At 40.5% G+C, this 19594-nt stretch carries 16 protein-coding genes; 7 read left to right on the top strand and 9 right to left on the bottom strand.

Annotated features, from left to right (window positions below; all coding sequences use genetic code 11):
• Positions 1–581: 581 nt before the first annotated feature.
• On the bottom strand, positions 582–1553 hold the full coding sequence (locus E2K98_RS05090; RefSeq protein ID WP_208025317.1) for an LCP family protein: 972 nt from the start codon (positions 1551–1553) through the stop codon (positions 582–584).
• A gap of 396 nt (positions 1554–1949) precedes the next feature.
• Between E2K98_RS05090 and E2K98_RS05085 the strand changes: the two genes are divergently transcribed.
• The 3 genes from E2K98_RS05085 to E2K98_RS05075 all read left to right on the top strand — a co-directional run bounded on the left by E2K98_RS05085 (position 1950) and on the right by E2K98_RS05075 (position 2778).
• A complete protein-coding gene (locus tag E2K98_RS05085) occupies positions 1950–2168 on the top strand; it encodes a DUF1659 domain-containing protein (RefSeq protein WP_026574130.1) in 219 nt (72 codons plus the stop codon).
• A gap of 36 nt (positions 2169–2204) precedes the next feature.
• Complete coding sequence (locus tag E2K98_RS05080) at positions 2205–2423, top strand: DUF2922 domain-containing protein (protein ID WP_026574131.1); 219 nt, start codon at positions 2205–2207, stop codon at positions 2421–2423.
• 208 nt (positions 2424–2631) lie between these two features.
• The gene (locus E2K98_RS05075) at positions 2632–2778 is read left to right on the top strand and encodes a YvrJ family protein (RefSeq protein WP_133333170.1); all 147 of its coding nucleotides are present in this window, start codon (positions 2632–2634) and stop codon (positions 2776–2778) included.
• Positions 2779–3166: 388 nt separating this feature from the next.
• Here the strand turns inward: E2K98_RS05075 and E2K98_RS05070 are convergent, their stop codons facing one another.
• The 4 genes from E2K98_RS05070 to E2K98_RS05055 form a co-directional block, all read right to left on the bottom strand.
• Positions 3167–4363, bottom strand: coding sequence for a uracil-xanthine permease family protein (locus E2K98_RS05070; RefSeq protein WP_133333169.1), 1197 nt, complete (start codon positions 4361–4363; stop codon positions 3167–3169).
• Between the two features lie 450 nt (positions 4364–4813).
• Positions 4814–5575, bottom strand: coding sequence for an SDR family oxidoreductase (locus tag E2K98_RS05065; protein ID WP_133333168.1), 762 nt, complete (start codon positions 5573–5575; stop codon positions 4814–4816).
• Positions 5576–6257: 682 nt separating this feature from the next.
• Complete coding sequence (locus E2K98_RS05060) at positions 6258–7055, bottom strand: fumarylacetoacetate hydrolase family protein (RefSeq protein WP_133333167.1); 798 nt, start codon at positions 7053–7055, stop codon at positions 6258–6260.
• A gap of 652 nt (positions 7056–7707) precedes the next feature.
• Entirely contained in the window at positions 7708–8256 is a 549-nt protein-coding gene (locus tag E2K98_RS05055) for a hypothetical protein (protein ID WP_133333166.1), read from the bottom strand.
• A gap of 359 nt (positions 8257–8615) precedes the next feature.
• Here E2K98_RS05055 and E2K98_RS05050 point away from each other — a divergent pair, with 359 nt between their 5' ends.
• Positions 8616–9314, top strand: coding sequence for a VIT1/CCC1 transporter family protein (locus E2K98_RS05050; protein WP_133333165.1), 699 nt, complete (start codon positions 8616–8618; stop codon positions 9312–9314).
• Between the two features lie 765 nt (positions 9315–10079).
• Positions 10080–11324, top strand: coding sequence for a DUF4153 domain-containing protein (locus E2K98_RS05045; protein ID WP_133333164.1), 1245 nt, complete (start codon positions 10080–10082; stop codon positions 11322–11324).
• A gap of 247 nt (positions 11325–11571) precedes the next feature.
• Here E2K98_RS05045 and E2K98_RS05040 read toward each other — a convergent pair whose 3' ends face one another.
• The 4 genes from E2K98_RS05040 to E2K98_RS05020 all read right to left on the bottom strand — a co-directional run bounded on the left by E2K98_RS05040 (position 11572) and on the right by E2K98_RS05020 (position 17286).
• A complete protein-coding gene (locus E2K98_RS05040; protein WP_133333163.1) occupies positions 11572–12966 on the bottom strand; it encodes a sugar porter family MFS transporter in 1395 nt (464 codons plus the stop codon).
• A gap of 491 nt (positions 12967–13457) precedes the next feature.
• Positions 13458–14882, bottom strand: a complete 1425-nt coding sequence (gene araA, locus E2K98_RS05030) for an L-arabinose isomerase (protein ID WP_133333162.1) — start codon at positions 14880–14882, stop codon at positions 13458–13460.
• Positions 14883–14897: 15 nt separating this feature from the next.
• Positions 14898–15611, bottom strand: a complete 714-nt coding sequence (locus tag E2K98_RS05025; protein ID WP_133333161.1) for an L-ribulose-5-phosphate 4-epimerase — start codon at positions 15609–15611, stop codon at positions 14898–14900.
• A gap of 22 nt (positions 15612–15633) precedes the next feature.
• On the bottom strand, positions 15634–17286 hold the full coding sequence (locus E2K98_RS05020) for a xylulokinase (protein WP_407921202.1): 1653 nt from the start codon (positions 17284–17286) through the stop codon (positions 15634–15636).
• 301 nt (positions 17287–17587) lie between these two features.
• Between E2K98_RS05020 and E2K98_RS05015 the strand changes: the two genes are divergently transcribed.
• Together E2K98_RS05015 and E2K98_RS05010 are read left to right on the top strand one after the other, a co-directional pair.
• Entirely contained in the window at positions 17588–18670 is a 1083-nt protein-coding gene (locus tag E2K98_RS05015; RefSeq protein ID WP_133333160.1) for a GntR family transcriptional regulator, read from the top strand.
• A 76-nt stretch (positions 18671–18746) separates the two neighbouring features.
• Positions 18747–19448 (top strand): HAD family hydrolase, encoded by a 702-nt coding sequence (locus E2K98_RS05010; RefSeq protein ID WP_133333159.1) that lies wholly within the window; start codon positions 18747–18749, stop codon positions 19446–19448.
• Positions 19449–19594: the final 146 nt, after the last annotated feature.

Raw genomic sequence — 19594 nt, 5'->3', positions numbered from 1 at the left:
GTGTTGATATCCGGTGAAAAAGTGTTGATATCATAATAGAGGCCCTTCGCTTACTCACGAATAGGATATCTATAAATACAATAACCTACCATTCTTTGACAAAATCCGCAGCACTGATATCTGAAAGTTTTAATACCTGGGCCCATGTCGAAAACATTTTGTTAACTACGACATACTTCCCGCTTTTTCACATCCACTGTTTGCTATCTTTATATATATAATGAACCTATTATTCTATATAACAGAATGGTCATTTGATAGACGGGAATGGTTTACCACATAAAATAGGGGTTGATTTTTTTGGATCGACAAGAGAACTTTTTTTGCGGTTTGATTTGGGGTGCCTCTTTAAGTATTCCGTTATGGATTGCTATTCTCGGCTGGATCAAACTATTATTAACCCTATAGGTAGGCTCTAAAATCAAGATGATCCTTTCAGGCTTTTGGCAACCGTTTTATAGATATCCAGCCCACTAATGTAGCACTATTTCGGATTGCTCTATTAATCTGCCTTTTTATAATCATGGACCTAGTATTAATTTTAAAAAAGCCGTAACCTATCTGCAGGTTACGGCTTCTTTTTAACTATTAAAATATTTAGCAATTGTGCTTTTTAATTGTTCTGGATCAATAATGATTTCGGAATTGTTGGCCTTTAGGATGTCATCATACATCGTTCGGCCAACCCCTGTTAGTTGTTTGTATTTTAATTGCTTATTAGGATCAAAATCTTTCATGGCAAGGCCTAAGCTAACCATATCCGATGTTGACATATTCGTACCAACCATATATTTGGAAACCGAATTAACGAGTGAAGGCATTTTTGCAACATTGCTAGGGTTTAAAGCTTGTTTGGCAATTCCTTTTAGAGCCTCCAATTGAAGCTGCTGACGTCCATAATCTCCATTTGCAAGCGAATGGCGCTCACGGGAAAGAGATAATACAGTTTTTCCGTCCAAGAAATGAGACCCGGCAGTGACCACTTTATTACCAATTTTCACATCTGTTGGCACGTACATGTTAATACCACCCAATGTATCAATCATCGATTGAAGACCGTCAAAATTGGTTTCCACATAGTAATTAATCGGCACCCCAGTAAAATCACTGATTGCTTTTACGGCCCCTTCCATCCCTTGCTTAGGACCTTTATTGGCCTGCAAAATATACTGGACACTGGTGAGTTTCGTATATCCGTAACCATCTAGATGAACACGTGTATCACGTGGAATACTTACTGCATTAATTTGATTTTTATCCAAATCAACATGCGCAAGGAGCATGCTGTCCGTATGACCAATTTTTTGACCTGGTCTCGCATCGGAACCCATGATTAATAGGTTAAAATTCGTTCCAGTAGAATTGCTTGGTTGTGTTTTTTGTTCGGTTGTCCCCGCGTTCGCGTTCACTACGGGAATATTTTTAAAGTGATTCTTTGGTTGAAGCTGATAGTAGGCAAAGCCAACCGCTGCAATGGCTACCACGATAATCCCTAGAAGAGAATAACCAAAAACCTTCCATTTACTTCGTTTTTTCTTACTGCTTCTATTCATAAATTCCTCCGCTATAAATTGCGTCATTTCTATTAATTTAATACTGTAACAACTTAAAATATTATCACCATATGTGATAATTGTCACTTACTACATAATACCAATGTCTGCCTTTACGCCAATCGATCCTTCTTCCACTTTAAAAAGAAAGATAAAATCTCTCCATGTACTTCCCTGTTTGTACTCCCATGTTTTATCTGCGTTAAAATTAGATTTTATCTGCCATTCTGATGTATTTATCTGCGTAAATGGGACTATTAACTGCGTTCGAAAGCATCTTATCTGCGTATCTAAGAAGATGGAGCTTTCTTCCCCTAAGCGGAAAATTTATTTTCCAACACCATGTCCTTTCCCTCCATTTTTCTTTATATAGAAGGTGTGAGGAGGTGATAAACAATGGCACAGGCACGATTGACTACGACGAAGCTTCGCATCGTATTTGAAACAGGTGTGGACGGAGAAGGAAATCCAATTTTACGATCCAAGACCTTCAGCAATGTAAAAAAAGAGGCAACAGCGGATCAACTCTATCAAGCAGCACAAGCCATCTTTGTATTGTGTAATGACACGCTTTACCGCATCGAGAAAAATGACAGTTCCGATCTATTAGTCTAGTGAGCAATTCATTTTTGAGGATAGGGGGTGAGGAAATTGGCTAAAACATTGGAATTACAATTCGAGACAGCTACCGGTAAAATTGCTCGCATTACCGTTGATAATCCAAAGGAACCCATTGATGAGGCGGTTGTGAAACAATCAATGGATCAGATCGTGAGTTCCGGTGCTTTCTATACAGGAAGCGGCGATCTTGTTTCGGCAAAAGGAGCAAGAATCGTGGAACGTAATGTAACAGATTATGAGCTTGTATAAGGTGAATCTTCAATCAGTGGGGTCTTTTTCCCACTGATTGTTAGTTGAACCAATCGGGCTTTTACGGACAGTTGACCCCCGCTTATCTGAATGGTCCATCAAATTCTTAAGCTGGGGTCTTACTGTCCGTTAATGCGGGATAAAAGAGAGAGGCCGGGTTCTTCGTGAAACCGGTCTCCTTTACTAGAATGGAAGGAGGTGGCAGAAAATGGAGCAGATTATTCCAATCATTAGTGAAGTAGGTTTTCCGATCGTAGTGACACTCTATTTGCTTTATCGGATTGAAGCGAAGCTTGATATGGTGGTCCAGTCCATACAGAGCCTGCCGGACCGAATGAAGGGGCAAATGAAATAAGGGGGTTAACCCACCCATCCAAAGTAGGAAATACTTGCAATCATCTTTCATAAAAAAGCCGTAACCTATTTACAGGTTACGGCTTTTAAATAGGGCCATGGGGACTGTTTTCATGGTTTCAGTGTTCAATAGAATTGTAGATAAAGAGCAAAAAGTGTTGATATATACCCAAAAAGTGTCGATATCCTCCTAAAATGTGTTGATATAATCCCAATTTGTGTTGATATCACGTAAAAATATGTTGATATCCTAAAACATCGACTACCTTTCACCTAAAATCCACTCACATTCTCTATACCTTTTAGATAAAACCTTCCCATTACCAGGCATTGAGACCCTTTTTATTTAATTGAGCCAAAGTCTGACCGTAAAAGATTCTCCTAACGCTTCAATTGTTTGAAATAGCTTTTTCATTTTGATCTTCTCTCTTTGTCGTAAAATCAGGTACGATCCAATAAATGAGCAATCCGGCAATAGTAGCATAGGCGATCCCATTATGCGCATATCCAACCCCGATGATGAAGATAATCGCAACGATGACCAAATTTTTCATATTCGCTAGACTCACTTTTTCCTCCAGGAGGTGACGGATTCCCATTGCTGCAATCATCCCAAACAACAGGATACAGATACCACCCATCACCGCAACGGGAATGGATTGAATCACAGCTCCCACTTTACCGAACAAGCCAAGAAGAATCGCAAGAACAGCAGCCCCCTGAATGATCCTGCTGGAAAACTGGCGAGTGATGGCGAGAACCCCAAGATTTTCGGCGTAGGTGGTTTGCGCGGGTCCGCCGATGAAACCGGAGATTAAGGTTGCAATGCCATTCCCCCATAAGATCCTTGAAAATCCAGGATTCTTTGTTACATCTTTTCCGATAATCTCATTTAGTACAAACATATGTCCAAGGTCCTCGATAATGGTAACCAGGGCTATCGGCGCCATTCCAAGAATGACGACCCAGGTAAATTCCGGCGCGACGAAATGCGGAAGAGCAAAAGCCGGTGCAGCGGCGATGGTTTGAAAATCAACAAACCCACGTATGGCGGCATAAACATACCCAACAGCAAGACCGATGATAAGCGGCAAGAGACGGATTATCTTTGTGCCTGCGAGCGTTGCGATGACTGCCGCAAGAAGGCTGACGATTGCGACATCCCAATGGGTGGAGGCCATGTTAGTCACCGCCGTGGTTGCCAGCGAAAGACCGATAATACTGACAACCGGTCCGACGACAACTGCAGGAATTACCTTACGGACTTTTTCAAAACCGACAATTGATATAATCAATGATACAATGGCATAAACAATGGAAACGCTAATCAGACCTGCAACGGCTTCACCCGGTGAATGCAGCTTCCCGACATACAACGCAAGCGGAGCAATAAAGGCAAAGGATGAACCTAGATACGTTGGAACCTTTCCGCCTGTAATAAGATGAAAAATCAAAGTTCCGACACCACTAGCAATAAGAGCACTTCCTGGATCAAGACCGGTGAGGGCTGGCACCAAAACGGTTGCACCAAACATCGCAAACAAATGTTGTAACGATAACGGTATTGCGCTTAAAAATTTCTTCAATCCGTTTCCCTCCTTTATTCGTTCTTTAATGATATATTTCCTTAAGTGACTTTTAGACTAAATATTCAAAATATTATTCACTGCAAAAAAAGATCCTTTTCTTGCATGAAAAAGGGACCATTCTCTTAGTCTATTTTATTTTTTGGAACAAAAAAGCCAATAGAACCGTCCCCTTGGTCATTTAATCAAGGGGGGCCCCACTGGTATCTTGTTGCAGGAGATCTAAAAAATTGTTGATATAATCCTATTTTTGTTGATATCCTGCCAAAAAGTGTTGATATAATCCCATTTTGTGTTGATATCCTACTAAAAAGTGTTGATATAATCCCATTTCGTGTTGATATCCTACTAAAAAGTGTCGATATCCTTAAACCAGCTGGCCATTCTCCTGCTCCCACACCCCGAGAATTCAATAATAAAGAGCTCCCCACAAGGGAAGCTCTTTATTCATTATAGAATGGTGTTTTTCATATTGGCGTACATCGCCTTTACGGTCTCATCAATTTCATCTCGGGACATCCTCAGCGCATTTTCAGAACGGGCATAACCGATTTCGTTTTTTCCTGCTTCAAGGCCTTTAAAGATCGCATCAGCAAATTCATCTACAGGTGTGCCAAAGGTGTGAAGGCCTACTCCGCCTAGATCGGTATTCACGGCCGGCGGCGCAACTTCGATCACTTCAATGGCCGTATCTTCAAGCTGACTTCTTAAGCTCATCGTAAAAGAATGAACCGCCGCTTTCGTTGCGGAATAAATCGGCGCAATCGCCATTGGAGTAAAGGCTAAACCGGATGATACATTAAGGATCGCCGCATAGTCCTTGTTGGCAAAGTACGGCGCAAAGAGCATGGCAAAATGAAAGGGAGCCTCTACATTGGAGGCGATTTCTTGGCTGTAATAGCTCCAATCATCCTTCGCGTTCGTTTTAAGAACATGGAAGCGCTGCTGAATGCCGGCGTTATTTACAAGTACGTTCACATCGGGGTGCTCGCTCGTGATCCAGTCGAACAAAGCAATCCGGTCCGATTCTTTGGTGACATCACAAACACGTGTGATGAGTTCAGGATATTTTTCCTTCGCTTCCTGAAGACTTGCTTCGCGTCGGCCACAGACAATAACTTTATTGTCTGCTTTAATGAATCTCTCGGCAAAAGCAAACCCGATTCCTGCCGCCCCACCCGTAATAAGTACTGTATTTCCTGATAATTTCATCATATCCCTCTTTCGTTAAACGAACTTTCCTTCCTCATAAACAGTTTAACCTTTTGAAATTGTATTTCAAAACCATGTTTTTTATTCAGACAAGACTTCTTAATTTTCTACGATTCATGTCCAAATACCAGCCTCATTCAGATAGGCGGGGGTCTGCCCTTTCCAGATGTGATTGAATCAACTCTTTTAATTTTTCAACGCAGCATTCTCCTCACAACAATATTCTTATAGGATAATTTGACCACACTAAAAGTTCTAATTACTGTAAAGAAAAATTGGATTGAAACAACTTTAAATTGAAAGAATCGTTATTCAGATTTCTTTCTCCTAAACGACAGCATCCGACGCTTTCTTTTTCAATTAAACGTTTAATTAAAAACGTTCCAAAGCGCTTTGGAAAACGAACATTGTACAGTTTCCGAGGAAATTATTTGTCGATAAATTCTGTCCCATTCTCCCGATTGATCTCCTAAACTATCAAAAAATGACCTCATATCGCACAATGATACGCGTTTCTACAAGCTGGGCTTCTACACAAACGTTTGTCCTTCCAGCTACTTTGGATGGACACTTTTATTGGTTTCACGCATGATTTTGTCCTTCCACCTCTATCGGGCAATGAAACCGACTTAAAAAAAAGAGAAGTGCAGTTAGCACTTCTCTACCTTCAGCCTAATGGTTGCTAGATTACATAATTACGTAGTTTACCAATATTCTCTACTTCCACCGTTACGACATCGCCCGACTTCATTGGACAACTGCCGGAAGGTGAACCAGTAGCCAAAATATCCCCTGGCTCCAGTGTCATAACCTGTGAAATCCAACTGATTAGAAATGGAATGGAAAGTGACATCTGATTCGTATTCCCGTCTTGTACAACTTTCCCGTTTAAAGTGGTAACGATCCGTAAATTCGATGGATCAATACCTGTCACAATCCACGGGCCCAATGGACCAAACGTGTCAAAACCTTTTGCGCGTGTAAACTGGGGATCCTTTTTGGTAAGATCTCTTGCCGTTACATCATTAAAGATCGTACAGCCAAAAACATAATCCATTGCCTCTTCTACTTTTATATTTTTGCCGCGTTTCCCAATGACAAGGGCAACTTCCCCCTCCAATTCCACCTGCTGGGTTAAATCACTTGACGGAAGAATGATATCCCCTTCATTTGGAATCAAGGAAGAGGCCGGTTTTAAGAACAAAAAGGGTTCTTTGAGATTGGCCTCCCCGCCAGTCTCTTTAGCGTGTCCAGCATAGGTCCAGCCAAAATTAATCACTTTTGATGGGGCTACAGGCTCCAAAATTTTCACATCACTAAATTGAACTCTTACACCATCATATTTCAGTTCGTTGTTCGCAATTTCAGCAAAAGTACTGGACAATTGCAAAATATCATTGTCCTCAACCATTCCGTAATATACTTCACCATTATGATTTTCATACCGAACAATGGTTTGTGTTTTTTGTAAAACCTTCATGACAATACCAACTCCATTTTTAATTCATTGCAATTCTTCTAAAATACAACGTCTATTTTAAAACTTTAATGATTCTATCATTGTAGATGTTTCATCGTATGCAAACGGGCATGACGATCCATCATTTCTCTTGAGAGTGAATTTTAAGCCAAATTCACAATCTGGAATTTACACTTTATTTCCATATATTTCCGCAAAGCGCGTATTTACATTAGCTATTATATAATTAAATGGTAAAAAATCAATAAAATGTTCTCATTATGCACACATTTCCTATCTCTACTATTTTCCCTTCTTCTGATGATTCACATAAAAAAATGAAGATTAAGAGATCTATACCGTCCTTTTTCTGGTCCCACAAAAAACCTGTCGAATATCTCCGAACTTTCTTACCAACAATTGGGTGATTTTGTAGTATGATAAAAATATAACTTTCAAACTATTAAGAAAATTAATGGCCTTTTTTTATTCATAACGAATCACAATAGGTTTTCAAATAGTTAAATAACCTAAAGAGGAGTAAACACAAATGAAGCTAAAAAGAATCTTTTGTTTTTTTCGCAAATATCATAAGAATGATTACTACACTAGCGTTTGTGTTAGATGTGGTAAAAAAAGATAGAACCACGGGGATGGTTCTCGTCCCCGTGGTCTATAAAAAAGAATGAATTAAAAATAGAACTGCAAAAGCAATACCAGACCGCAAATGCCATTTCCGGTCCATCTTCTTATATCGAAATAGTCCCGATATAGGAACTGGAAGCAGGACTACCAAGGAAATCAATCCACTTATATTATTAAAATCAAATTTGAAACCGTGCATAAAGACAGCTACCGTATGCAAGACAATAAAAGCGATGGCGATAATCGCTGCTGGAGTATGCCATTTTCGGGCAAAACGTAGTAAAGTGGACAACCATTTTTTCACCTTAACTTGACCTTTTAATTGACGAAGCTTCATAACACGAAGAAGCACATAATAAGCAAGTACAAAAAAAACGGCAATTCTTCCATTGGAACCAAAACCTTTAAATGTATGTTCAAACTGCCTGCTATGCAGGGTGGTGAATGAAAGTTGTAATAGTCCTTTAAGCTCCCAAAGCATGATTAAAGCAGCGATCATAATTGCCACAATTACCCATATACGTTCCTTTTTAGGAATCCATCCTTGTTTTTGGACCTTGATTTCCCGTGTACTCATTGGTATGTCCTCCTATATATAACTTGGGCATTGTCACCGAATCCCGCCTTTTCGAAAAAAAACACTTAAAGTTAAAATAACCTTCAATTTTATTTAAATACAATTTAGCACGAAAAATGAAACATTTGTTAAATGAATGAATTCTTAAATTTTTAAAAAAGCCTTTTTTAAAATTGAATACCAAATTAACGTTTTTGTATCTTTGCTAATACATGTTTCCAATTTTATTCGGAGATTTTTTTACTAGCGATCGTAAATACTATAAAAAACTTTTTCCTTTTAGGAGGAGTTAGGAAAACATTAAACACAACAAAAAGAATCACATATTGATGTTAGATTAGTTAATAGGCGGTGAAAAAATGGATCAACACCTGCATCACGTGGAAGAACACTTTTCTGGGTCTGATTTCATTCGGGATATTGTAATTGGTATGTCAGACGGATTAACCGTACCGTTTGCATTAGCTGCTGGTTTGTCGGGTGCTGTGGATACAACAACTTTGATTCTCACAGCAGGAGGTGCTGAAATTGCAGCAGGGTCAATTGCAATGGGACTCGGCGGATACTTGGCAGGAAAAACAGATGTGGAACATTACGAATCAGAACTTGCTCGTGAACAGCGTGAAATAATAGAGCTTCCAGAACGCGAAGAAGAGGAAGTATCGGAAATTTTCAGGGAATATGGACTGGAAGAAGAACAAATCAAATCGATTACAGAAACCATGAAAAAGAACCCTGAAAAATGGGTGGATTTTATGATGAAATTCGAATTAGGGTTGGAGAAACCAGAGCCGACAAGGGCAAGGAACAGTGCGATTACCATTGCTGTTTCTTATATTGTCGGCGGGTTAATCCCTCTGTTCCCTTATTTTATCTTAAAACATCCTGCAACAGCATTAATGGTTTCGGCAATCGTTACACTGATCGCATTGATGATTTTTGGCTACGTAAAAGGAAGGTTTACGGGTACTTCCCCTATTAAGAGTGCTGTTCAAACGACGATTACTGGAGGACTTGCAGCAGCAGTTGCGTTTGGTTTAGCGAGAATACTCTCTTAAAAGCAGAATGGCAAACTGCATAAAAATTTGCCGGAGCTAATATAATGAATGGGGTCTTGCCCCTGAAACCGATCCCCTAGCATGATCAGTGCAAAGGGAAGATTGATAAAACCTTAAAAAGTGTTAATATAATCGGAATTTGTGTTGATATCCTACAAAAAAGTGTTGATATAATCCCATTTTGTGTTGATATTCGATGAAAAAGTGTCGATATCCTAAAAAACCTGCTTAAAGCACGGGTAAACTCCACTATTGTTCGCATGATTTCTTTTATGCCGTGTACTTTTCAGCTGTTCCGGCTTTATTACCGTATCTTTGAGAATGAATCCGTCTTGTTTCAGGATTGTCCCTAATCAAATCGTGATTTGATGGGGAATGAACCAAATATTGATCTCTTCGACAAAAATCGGGTGGTGCCTGGCACCACCCGATTTTTGTCGAATTAGCTTTTACTTACTTCTATCACCGCAAAGGTTTTAAGCGCATTGTATTCCTCAGGTGTTAGTCTTTTTAATACTTGGCTTGTAATTTCTGATTTCTCTTGAGGGGTGAGGCCATCTTTCGCTTTATCCGCAAAGGCTGCGATCTTTTAATAGTGGAGTGGGGGTCTGACCACATAGTCACATGGTCCAAAAAAGCCACGAGAACCGTCCCCGCGGTCTTCTAATCTACAACAAAAATATTATGAAAACTAATAAAAATTTATTGATAAACAATAAATAATGTTTTAAAATCAAATAAACAATGATTGAGGGAGGTTGAACCATGGACATGAACAATTTGATTAATAAAAATATCGCAAACCCCCATGAGCTGGAGAGACTGTTTAGAAAAGACCCTAAAGCATTTAAAAAGTCATTCCCACATGTCTGGGAGCAAAGCCCTGATTCGCAGGTTCTTGCCGTTTGGTATGAAAGATTGCATTTCAAGGAGACATCAAATACTGAAAAAGCTTTCTTGCTTCAGAAAGGTTTCTTATTCATGGGTCTGTTAGCGATTCTGGCCGGGATATGCACCAGGATCATTTTCCATTATGTCGAACAGCAAACCATTGCACCCATTAATCTTGCTTTCGGTATACTTCCCTTTATTGCAGCCTATTTTGTATACAAGAATCCCCCCAAAAAAATGGTTGTGATTTCCCTTGCAGCGCTGTTCCTCATCTCCGGGATTTACCTTAATATGCTGCCATTGAATTATAAAGACAGTATGATCTTAGCTTATATACACCTTCCCATTTTCTTATGGGGATTGGTTGGGCTTGCATTTACAGGAAATGAATATGGGGAAGGCAGCACAAGATTAGCCTATCTTAAATTTAATTTAGAATTCGGTATTCTCTACGCGAGCATGGCAGTTTGCGGAATGCTGCTAGCAGGATTAACCATGCGGTTATTTAGCTTTGTCGGCTTGAATATAGAAGACTTCTATTTTAGAAATATCGTTGTATTTGGCGCTGCGGCTCTCGCGATTGTGGCTGCTTACCTTGTTTCCATGAATCTTAAATTTGCTAAAAATATTACACCCTATATAGCGAAAATTTTTAGCCCGCTTGTCCTGGCCACATTGTTGGTCTATCTGATAACGGTGATTTTGGTCGGGAAAAATCCATTCTTGGACCGCAATTTCCTGATTGCTTTCAACGGAATCCTTCTTGGTGTATTGGCTGTCACCATATTTTCCATTACTGAAAGCGACACAGACGAGAAAAAGACCATTTCAGATTATATCAACTTTGCCTTAATTGTTCTTGCACTAATCATTGACAGTGTGGCTTTGTCAGCCATCGTGTTCAGACTTTCTTCTTATGGGATTACGCCCAATAGACTTGCTGTTTTAGGCGTCAACATACTGATCTGGGCAAACCTAATATGGATTATGCTCTCCTATATGCGATTTCTACAAAACAAAACCGGGCCTTCACCTATCCAAGATGCCGTTACGAAGTATTTGCCGGTCTACGCACTTTGGGCAGCTATCGTTGCATTTACGTTTCCTTTAATTTTTTAAAATAATACCTAATAGGGGGGCTGGCCGTTTAGTTGCCACCCCCCCTATTCTTACAAGCATGTAAGCATCCTTCTTAATTACCATTTTCATCGGAGATTCTGCTTATTATTGTATCTCGTTCTTTTTATGTTCCATTTCACTCAGTTTATGTGCCATTTTTCCGATATATGGACCAAACTAGCAAATATATGTGCCGACCTGCGGATTTCCATTCAAAAAGCCAGGAGAACCGTCCCCTGGCCTTTCTTTACGCACTTTTTCCGTTAATTTTTTTATTTTCTCCAATTTTTTCAATTTCCTCTAAACTACGACCGCGCGTTTCAGGAACGCGTGTCCGGATAAAGAAAACTCCAAGTATACAAATAACACCGAAGATGGCAAAAACAGCTTCTTGAGACATGGAAGCGGTCATGATTGGAAATAGCAATCCAACCAAGAAAGAACCAATCCAGTTAAAAGATGAAGCGAATCCAGACGCACGCCCGCGAATGGCTAGCGGGAAAATTTCTCCAACGATGACCCAAGTTAAAGGAGCCCACGTGAAGGAATAAAGTGCTACATAGATACTTAAAAAAACAACCATCATCATCGGACTTGCATTAGGAATTAATGAATTCAATATGGCCGGCAAAATAAAGGATAGCCCCATAATCGTTCCGCCTACGGTTAATAAAGTACGGCGATTAAATTTATCAGCAATCATTAGGAATATGAATGAACCTAGTACGAGAATAACTCCTTGAATAATGGGCCACATCAACGCTGAACTAGCCGCATGCCCTGTTGCTTTTTCTACAATCAAAGGAATGTAATAAAAAATTGCGTTTGCGCCTTGGAATTGTTGAAAAGCAGCAACACCCACACCGGCAATGACTAAATAACGGTATTTATTACTAAAGAGTGTACCCCATGATGCTTTTTGCTTTGCCTTTCTTTCCTCTCTGGCAGCTTCTTGAATTTGCGTGATTTCAGATTCAATTTCTTGTTTGTTAGAGCGAATATAGCCCAACACCTTACGAGCTTCATCAAATTTATGGTTCTTGATCAAAAAACGTGGTGATTCGGGTAATTTTAACATTCCAAAAAATAAGATCAAAGCAGGTACAGCAGCCAAACCAAGCATCAACCGCCATGCCATGGTTTCTGGTAAATCTTTCAATAAATAATCAACAATGTACGAAAGCAACATTCCGGAAACAATCATGGTTTGATTAATACCGGACAGACGTCCACGTAAACGGGCAGGCGCCATTTCTGACATATAGGCTGGGACCAACGCAGAAGCAGCACCAACAGCCAATCCTAATAAAATCCGAGCAACAATCAAATAAAATATCCCATTATGAGGGGCGATTCCTGACAAAATCGATCCAACAACAAAAATTAAAGCAGATATTAAAATCATTTTGCGCCGTCCTAAACGATCAGAAAGTTGTCCGGCCAAGGCACCTCCAAAAATAGCTCCAAACATCACTGATGAGGTAATCCAGCCAATAGCACCAGCGTCGTTTTGAAGGTTCCAATCATGTTGCAGGAAAGGCAAAGCACCCGTCATAACGCCGATATCATAACCGAAAAGAATGCCGGCAAAAGCCCCAAAAAAATAAATGAAGCCACTTGAGATTTTCTTTTCATTAACCATTAAAGTTCCCCCTCAAGGTTTTAAAATTATATTGTTAAAAATCCTACTACTTAAAATAAGGATGGCTTTTTAAGAAATGGCTGTGTTAAATTAGTGTGTTGATTTCCGTTCCAGGCACTTCGCTTTCCGCGGGCGTGACGGGGAGCCTCCTCGTCGCTTCGCTCCTGTGGGTCTCCCCTGCCCCGTACTCCCGCAGGAGTCTTCGTGCCTTCCACTCCAATCAACGGGGTAAAAAATCAACAATGTTCTTTAACACAGCCTAAGAAATAAAAACTGTTTTTCCCCATAAATCACATAGTTTCATTCCGCTGATTAAACGCTTTCAACTTTTCCTAAAATCCATGATCCCGCTTACAAATAAGGAGACCATGTTTTGATTATAACGCTTATTGTCCCTCTATCATTTTCCAATTTTCGGAATACTGATATCGCTTCCAATGGAAAGTACTAATACCCCCAAGGAAGCAAAGCCTCCTCGGAGAGAAAAGTCATTATTTAATCACAACATAATCCAAATCAACAAGTTTTGCATACGTGATCATTTGGTCTGTTGTTAAATTCAAAGAAACCACTGTATGGTGACCGCCGCCATTCTCAATCCAAGCTTTCACCCCATCTTGGAAGTTCGGCCGAATCTTCCAAATGACACGGGACACTGGAAGGTTTGGTGCTGGAACAGTCGGCTCAAAGGCAGAAACTTCGTTGATCAACAGCTTGTAATGGGTTCCAAAGTCGGCCATGGAAACCACTACACCGTCTCCTGCTTTACCGTCAAATACTAAACGTGCCGGATCCTCACGATTCCCAATCCCTAATGGAGAGACGATAATTTTTGGTTTGTTGCTTGCCAAAGTGGGGTCTACTTCAAGCATATGGGATTGAAGGGCTGATTCTTGACCAACCGCTAATTCATAGGTGTAATCTTCCATAAAGCCGGTTGATTGGTTATGGCTCATGACTTTGAGCAGGCGATCGAGCGCCGCCGTCTTCCAATCTCCTTCACCAGCAAAGCCATATCCTTGTTCCATCAAACGTTGAACGGCAAGACCAGGAAGCTGTTTCATCCCATATAAATCTTCAAAGTTCGTTGTGAAGGCATTGTAACCGCCATCATCAAGGAAACGTTTCATGGCGATTTCATAGCTCGCTTGAACTTTTACGCTCTTCTCCCAATCTTCCCTGCTGTATGGACCATAATCAAATTCATAAAGGTTTTCATATTCTGCAAATAATGCATCAATTTCTTCGTCCGTAACAGCATTCACGTATTGAACAAGGTCACCGATACCAAAGTAATCCACTGTCCACCCAAATTGAATTTGTGCTTCGACCTTATCCCCTTCGGTAACGCCAACGTTTCGCATGTTATCGCCAAAGCGGGCAACTTTGATGTTAAAGCTTTCATTATAAGCAACTGCTACGTCCATCCATTCTGCAATTTGCTTTTGCACTTCAGCGCGTTGCCAATAACCGACGACCACTTTATTTTGTTTTTTCAAACGGGCATTGATAAAGCCATACTCACGGTCTCCATGAGCAGATTGGTTCAAGTTCATGAAGTCCATATCAATCGTGGCCCAAGGAATGCTTTCATTAAATTGGGTTGCTAAGTGAAGCAATGGCTTTTGCAATAATTTGGTTCCGCGAATCCACATTTTCGCAGGTGAGAACGTATGCATCCACGTGATGACACCGGCAACTTCGTCCCGATAGTTGACTTCTTTCATAATGCTTGTGATTTTATCGGCACTAACAGCCAAATCTTGCAATACAAGTGGATAAGGGAAAACACCGCTTTCATTTAATGCATTGGTCATCGTTTGTGCATGTGCTTTGACTTCTGCTAACGCTTCTTCCCCATAAAGATGCTGTGAACCTACGACAAACCAAAACTCTCTTTTTTCTGTTGTGGTCATTATGATCCTCTTTTCTTAGTTTGATAGAATGTGTTGTTTTTGACCGTAATAAGCATTTTCCCCATGTTTTCTCAAGTAGTGCTTATCTAAAATACGTTGTGGTAATACTTCAGCAAAACGATTTAATTCTCGGGCAAATAAATTCATCTTCGAAACTTCTTCCAACACCACGCTATTCATGACAGCCGATTTTACATCTTTCCCCCACGTAAATGGAGCATGGCCATGCAGTAAGACACCGGGAACGGCCAAAATATCCAAACCGCGCTCTTCAAATGTTTCAATGATGACTTTACCGGTTTCCACTTCATACCCACGATCAATCTCCTCCTGTGTCAAAAAGCGGGCACATGGAACGGGACCATAGAAGGTGTCTGCATGTGTGGTTCCCATCGCAGGAACATCAAGACCTGCTTGAGCCCAAATGGTCGACCATGTGGAATGAGTGTGCACGATGCCTCCGATTTCCGGGTAATGCTTATACAGTACGGCATGTGTCGGTGTATCGGATGAAGGGTTCAACTCTCCTTCAACCACCTTGCCCTCTAAATCAACCACCACCATATCACTCGGTTTCATCTTTTCATAATCAACACCGCTGGGCTTGATGACGAATAAACCGCTTTCGCGATCAATGCCACTTGCATTTCCCCATGTGTATTTCACAAGTCCATGCTTCGGTAAGTCCAAATTGGCTTGAAATACTTCTTCTTTCAGTTGTTCTAACACGTTCATTCCTCCCGTTTCCCACTCATACGATCAAGGTTTCTACTGCAGCCTGTTCAATCATTAAACCTTTCTTGTATCGTTCAATAAATGCTTCAAATCCTTTAACATCCAATCGGTCAGGATACATTTCAATCCTATCAACCTCTTCAAATACTTTTAGGTCGAGGAATTCTTCTAAACTTTCATTTTGATGTTTGTTCAACATATAAGATGCAAGAATCGCCATTCCCCACGCTCCGCCTTCCCCGGCCGTTGCCATAACAGAAACGGGTGCATTCATGGTAGCTGCAACAATTTTCTGTCCAACAACGGGGGTTTTAAATAAACCGCCGTGAGCTAAAATGCTATCAATGGCGACGCTTTCATTCTTTGTTAAAATATCCATTCCGATTTTCAAAGCTCCAAAAGCGGTAAAAAGATGAGTCCGCATGAAGTTCGCTAAATTGAAATGACTCTCGGGTGTCCGGACAAATAATGGCCGTCCCTTTTCTAACCCTGTAATATTTTCACCTGAGAAATAACCGTAGCTTAACAGCCCGCCGCCATCTGAGTCGGCTTCGAGCGCCTTATTCAACATCACTTCAAATAATTGATTCGTTTCAATCTTTTGTCCCATTGCCTCCGAAAATTCACGGAACAATCCTAGCCAGGCATTGAGGTCACTTGAACAGTTATTTGCATGGACCATTGCCACCGGACTGCCGTTTGGTGTCGTGACCAAATCAATTTCCGGGTATACCTTTGAAAGTTCTTTCTCTAAAACAATCATGGCAAAAACGGAAGTTCCGACTGAGACGTTTCCAGTCCGTTTCCTCACACTGTTCGTCGCCACCATCCCTGTTCCGGCATCACCTTCCGGCGGACAAAGCGGAACGCCCGGTTGCAGATTTTGTGATTGATCGAGAATTTTTGCTCCAACTTCGGTTAAGGTACCTGCCTGTTCGCCTGATATACAAACTTCGGGAAGAATATCCCTTAGCCTCCATGGATAACCTTTTGGTGCAATGAGTTCATCAAATTGCTGGACCATCGCTTCATGGTAATCCTGTGTCGATTCATCCATGGGGAACATGCCCGAAGCATCCCCAATGCCAATGGCCTTTTTACCCGTTAGTAACCAGTGAATATATCCAGCTAAAGTGGTAATAAAATCAATCCGGGGCAAATGACTTTCCTCATTTAATATGGCTTGATACAAGTGGGCAATACTCCACCGTTCAGGGATATTAAATCGGAATCGATCCGTTAATTCTTTTGCTGCAACACCAGTTGTTGCATTGCGCCAAGTCCGAAACGGAACAAGCAGCTCGCCAGTACGATCGAATGCCATATAACCGTGCATCATGGCAGAAAATCCAATAGAACCAATGGTTCGAATGGTAATCCCATAATTTCGTTCCACTTCTTGTTTCATTTCACTATAAGCTGTTTGCAATCCAGTGATAATATCGACTAAGTTGTACGTCCAAAATCCATCTTCCAAGCGGTTTTCCCACTCATAACTTCCAGAGGCTATGGTTTCAAAACGATGATCAATCAACACCGCTTTGATACGTGTGGATCCGAATTCGATTCCAAGGGAAGTTTCTCCTTTGGCAATCGCTTGTTTTATGTCTGCTCGATTCGTTTTCACGTGAATCCCCTTTCCGATAGCGGTTTCAATTCCATCTGTCATGATTTATCTTCGTAAGGAGGCGATTTCCTTTTGCTTAACTTATTTACACCCCTAGTATATTTTCTGTACGTACATTTGTCAATAATTATATTAAAGGTCCACACAAATAGTTTTAATAGGATTTTGCCCTACTCTCCTTATTTGGATAAAATACTCGTGTAAAAATACAATCGGAAAATTGGTATTTTTTATAAAAATAAGCGTGATATGTTGGTTCATTTAAAACTATGGTAAAATATGTCCATACAAATTTTTCGAGCGAATTCATTCGTAAGTGAACAACTATGAAAGAGTGAGGTAAATGAAAACAAAGTATCAGATCATCATTGATGAGATTAAAAGTAAAATCCTTTCAGGAGATTACAAGTTAGACGAAAAAATTCCAACTGAATCCGACCTGCAAGAAACGTACAATGTGAGCAGACACACGGTTCGAAAGGCCATTTTAGAACTGGCGAATGAGGGATTCCTAAGAAGTGAAAAAGGATCTGGCACGTATGTCAGTAACAAATATCAAGCAAAATCCGGTGGAAATTCTACGAATAAAACGATTGGGGTCATCACGACTTACATTTCGGATTACATTTTCCCTTCCATTATTCGCGGAATTGAAAGAAGATTGAAGGAGGATAATTATTCGTTGCTGTTAGCCAGTACAAATAACGATGTAGAACAAGAAAAGAAGGCATTGGAAATGATGTTGTCCTATGGCGTGGATGGATTGATCATTGAACCTACGAAAAGCAATTTGTACAATCCCAATATTGCTTACTACCTTTCGTTTAAGGAGCAGGATGTCCCCTTCATCATGATCAATGCGTATTATGAAGAATTGGAAGTTCCTTTTTTATGTCTAGATGATGTGCAATCCAGCTATCTTGCAACAAAAGAGTTGATTTCAAAGGGACACACACAAATTGGACTGATTTCAAAAACCGATGATTTACAAGGAAAGTTTCGTATGAAGGGGTACATCAAAGCGCTTGGAGAAGCCAAATTGCGATTTCAGCCGGAGCAAGTGCTTTCCTATACGACCGAGACGAAGCCGGACCTATCCAGTAACTTGAAGAAGTTCCTCATTGAAAATAGAGACGAGTTGACGGCAATGGTTTGCTATAACGACGAGGTAGGGTTAGAAGTGGCAAATGTATGCAGACAACTGGATATTTCTGTACCGGAAAAACTATCCATTATTGGCCAGGACAATTCTTATATTGCCAAAAATGCAAATATCAAGCTAACTACCTTGACACACCCACAAGAACAAATGGGCCGTGATGCAGCGGATTGGGTCATTAAAAAGTTACAAGGAAAGAAAGATTTACCAAATGAAAACTACTATCAGCCGGAATTAGTTGAAGGTGAAACGGTTAAAGAATTATAAAGCCACTGGGACGGTTCTCTTGTTTTTTTAGGAGAGGGCCAGTAGGCTTGGTCTCGTTAATGGAAAGGAGATTGCGATGGAGATTAAAGCTGTTTTTTTTGATTTGGATGATACGCTGCATGATCATCAGGCCCCTTTTGCCAAGGCGCTGCTTGATACATTTTATCATTGGCCATCCATGCCTGATTTTAATACCGCTTATAAAAAGTTCAGATATTATAGTGATTATTTTTGGAAGGACTACACGCAAGGAAACATTTCTTTGGAGCAGCTCAGGATCAACAGAATCATAGCAACATTAGAAAACCTGGGGAAAGGGATATCTGAGCAAGAAGCTGTGCGATTTCAGGAGAACTATGAAAATAATCTAAATACCCCCATCTTATTTACAGAAGTCCCTTCTGTTTTCGACGCCTTAAAGAGGAAAGGGATCGTGGTTGGGCTCATTACAAACGGTCCTATCACTCATCAGCAAAATAAAATCAGCCAGCTCGGACTTCAAGATTTTATTAATGAAGAGCTGATATTTATTTCCGACCAAGTCGGTTTTGCCAAACCAAATCCCCAGCTTTTTCATACAGCCGCAAAAAAGATTGATCTCCCTGCGGAGCACCTCCTCTATGTAGGGGATACCTGGGAAAATGATGTCGTGGGGCCGATTTCAGCTGGTTGGAATGCGATTTGGTTTAACCACCGGAGCCGGGAACCATTAACCGACCATAAGCCACTCGCGGAAATAAACAAGTTGTCGTCGTTATTAAACCTTTTAAACTTGTAAAAGGCAGTACGAACAGGAACATTTCTCTTGGTCTATATCAATTAATAATTTCAAATAGCGAGAAGCCAGGCGGGCGCCTGGCTCAGATTATTTTTCTCCTAAGTATATAACGCTGTAAACTACTATTCGCACGTTCCCCTACTTTT

This window comes from Bacillus salipaludis, from assembly GCF_004358205.1.
Note: the sequence above shows the minus strand (reverse complement) of the source record. Positions and strands in the feature narration are given on the sequence as shown.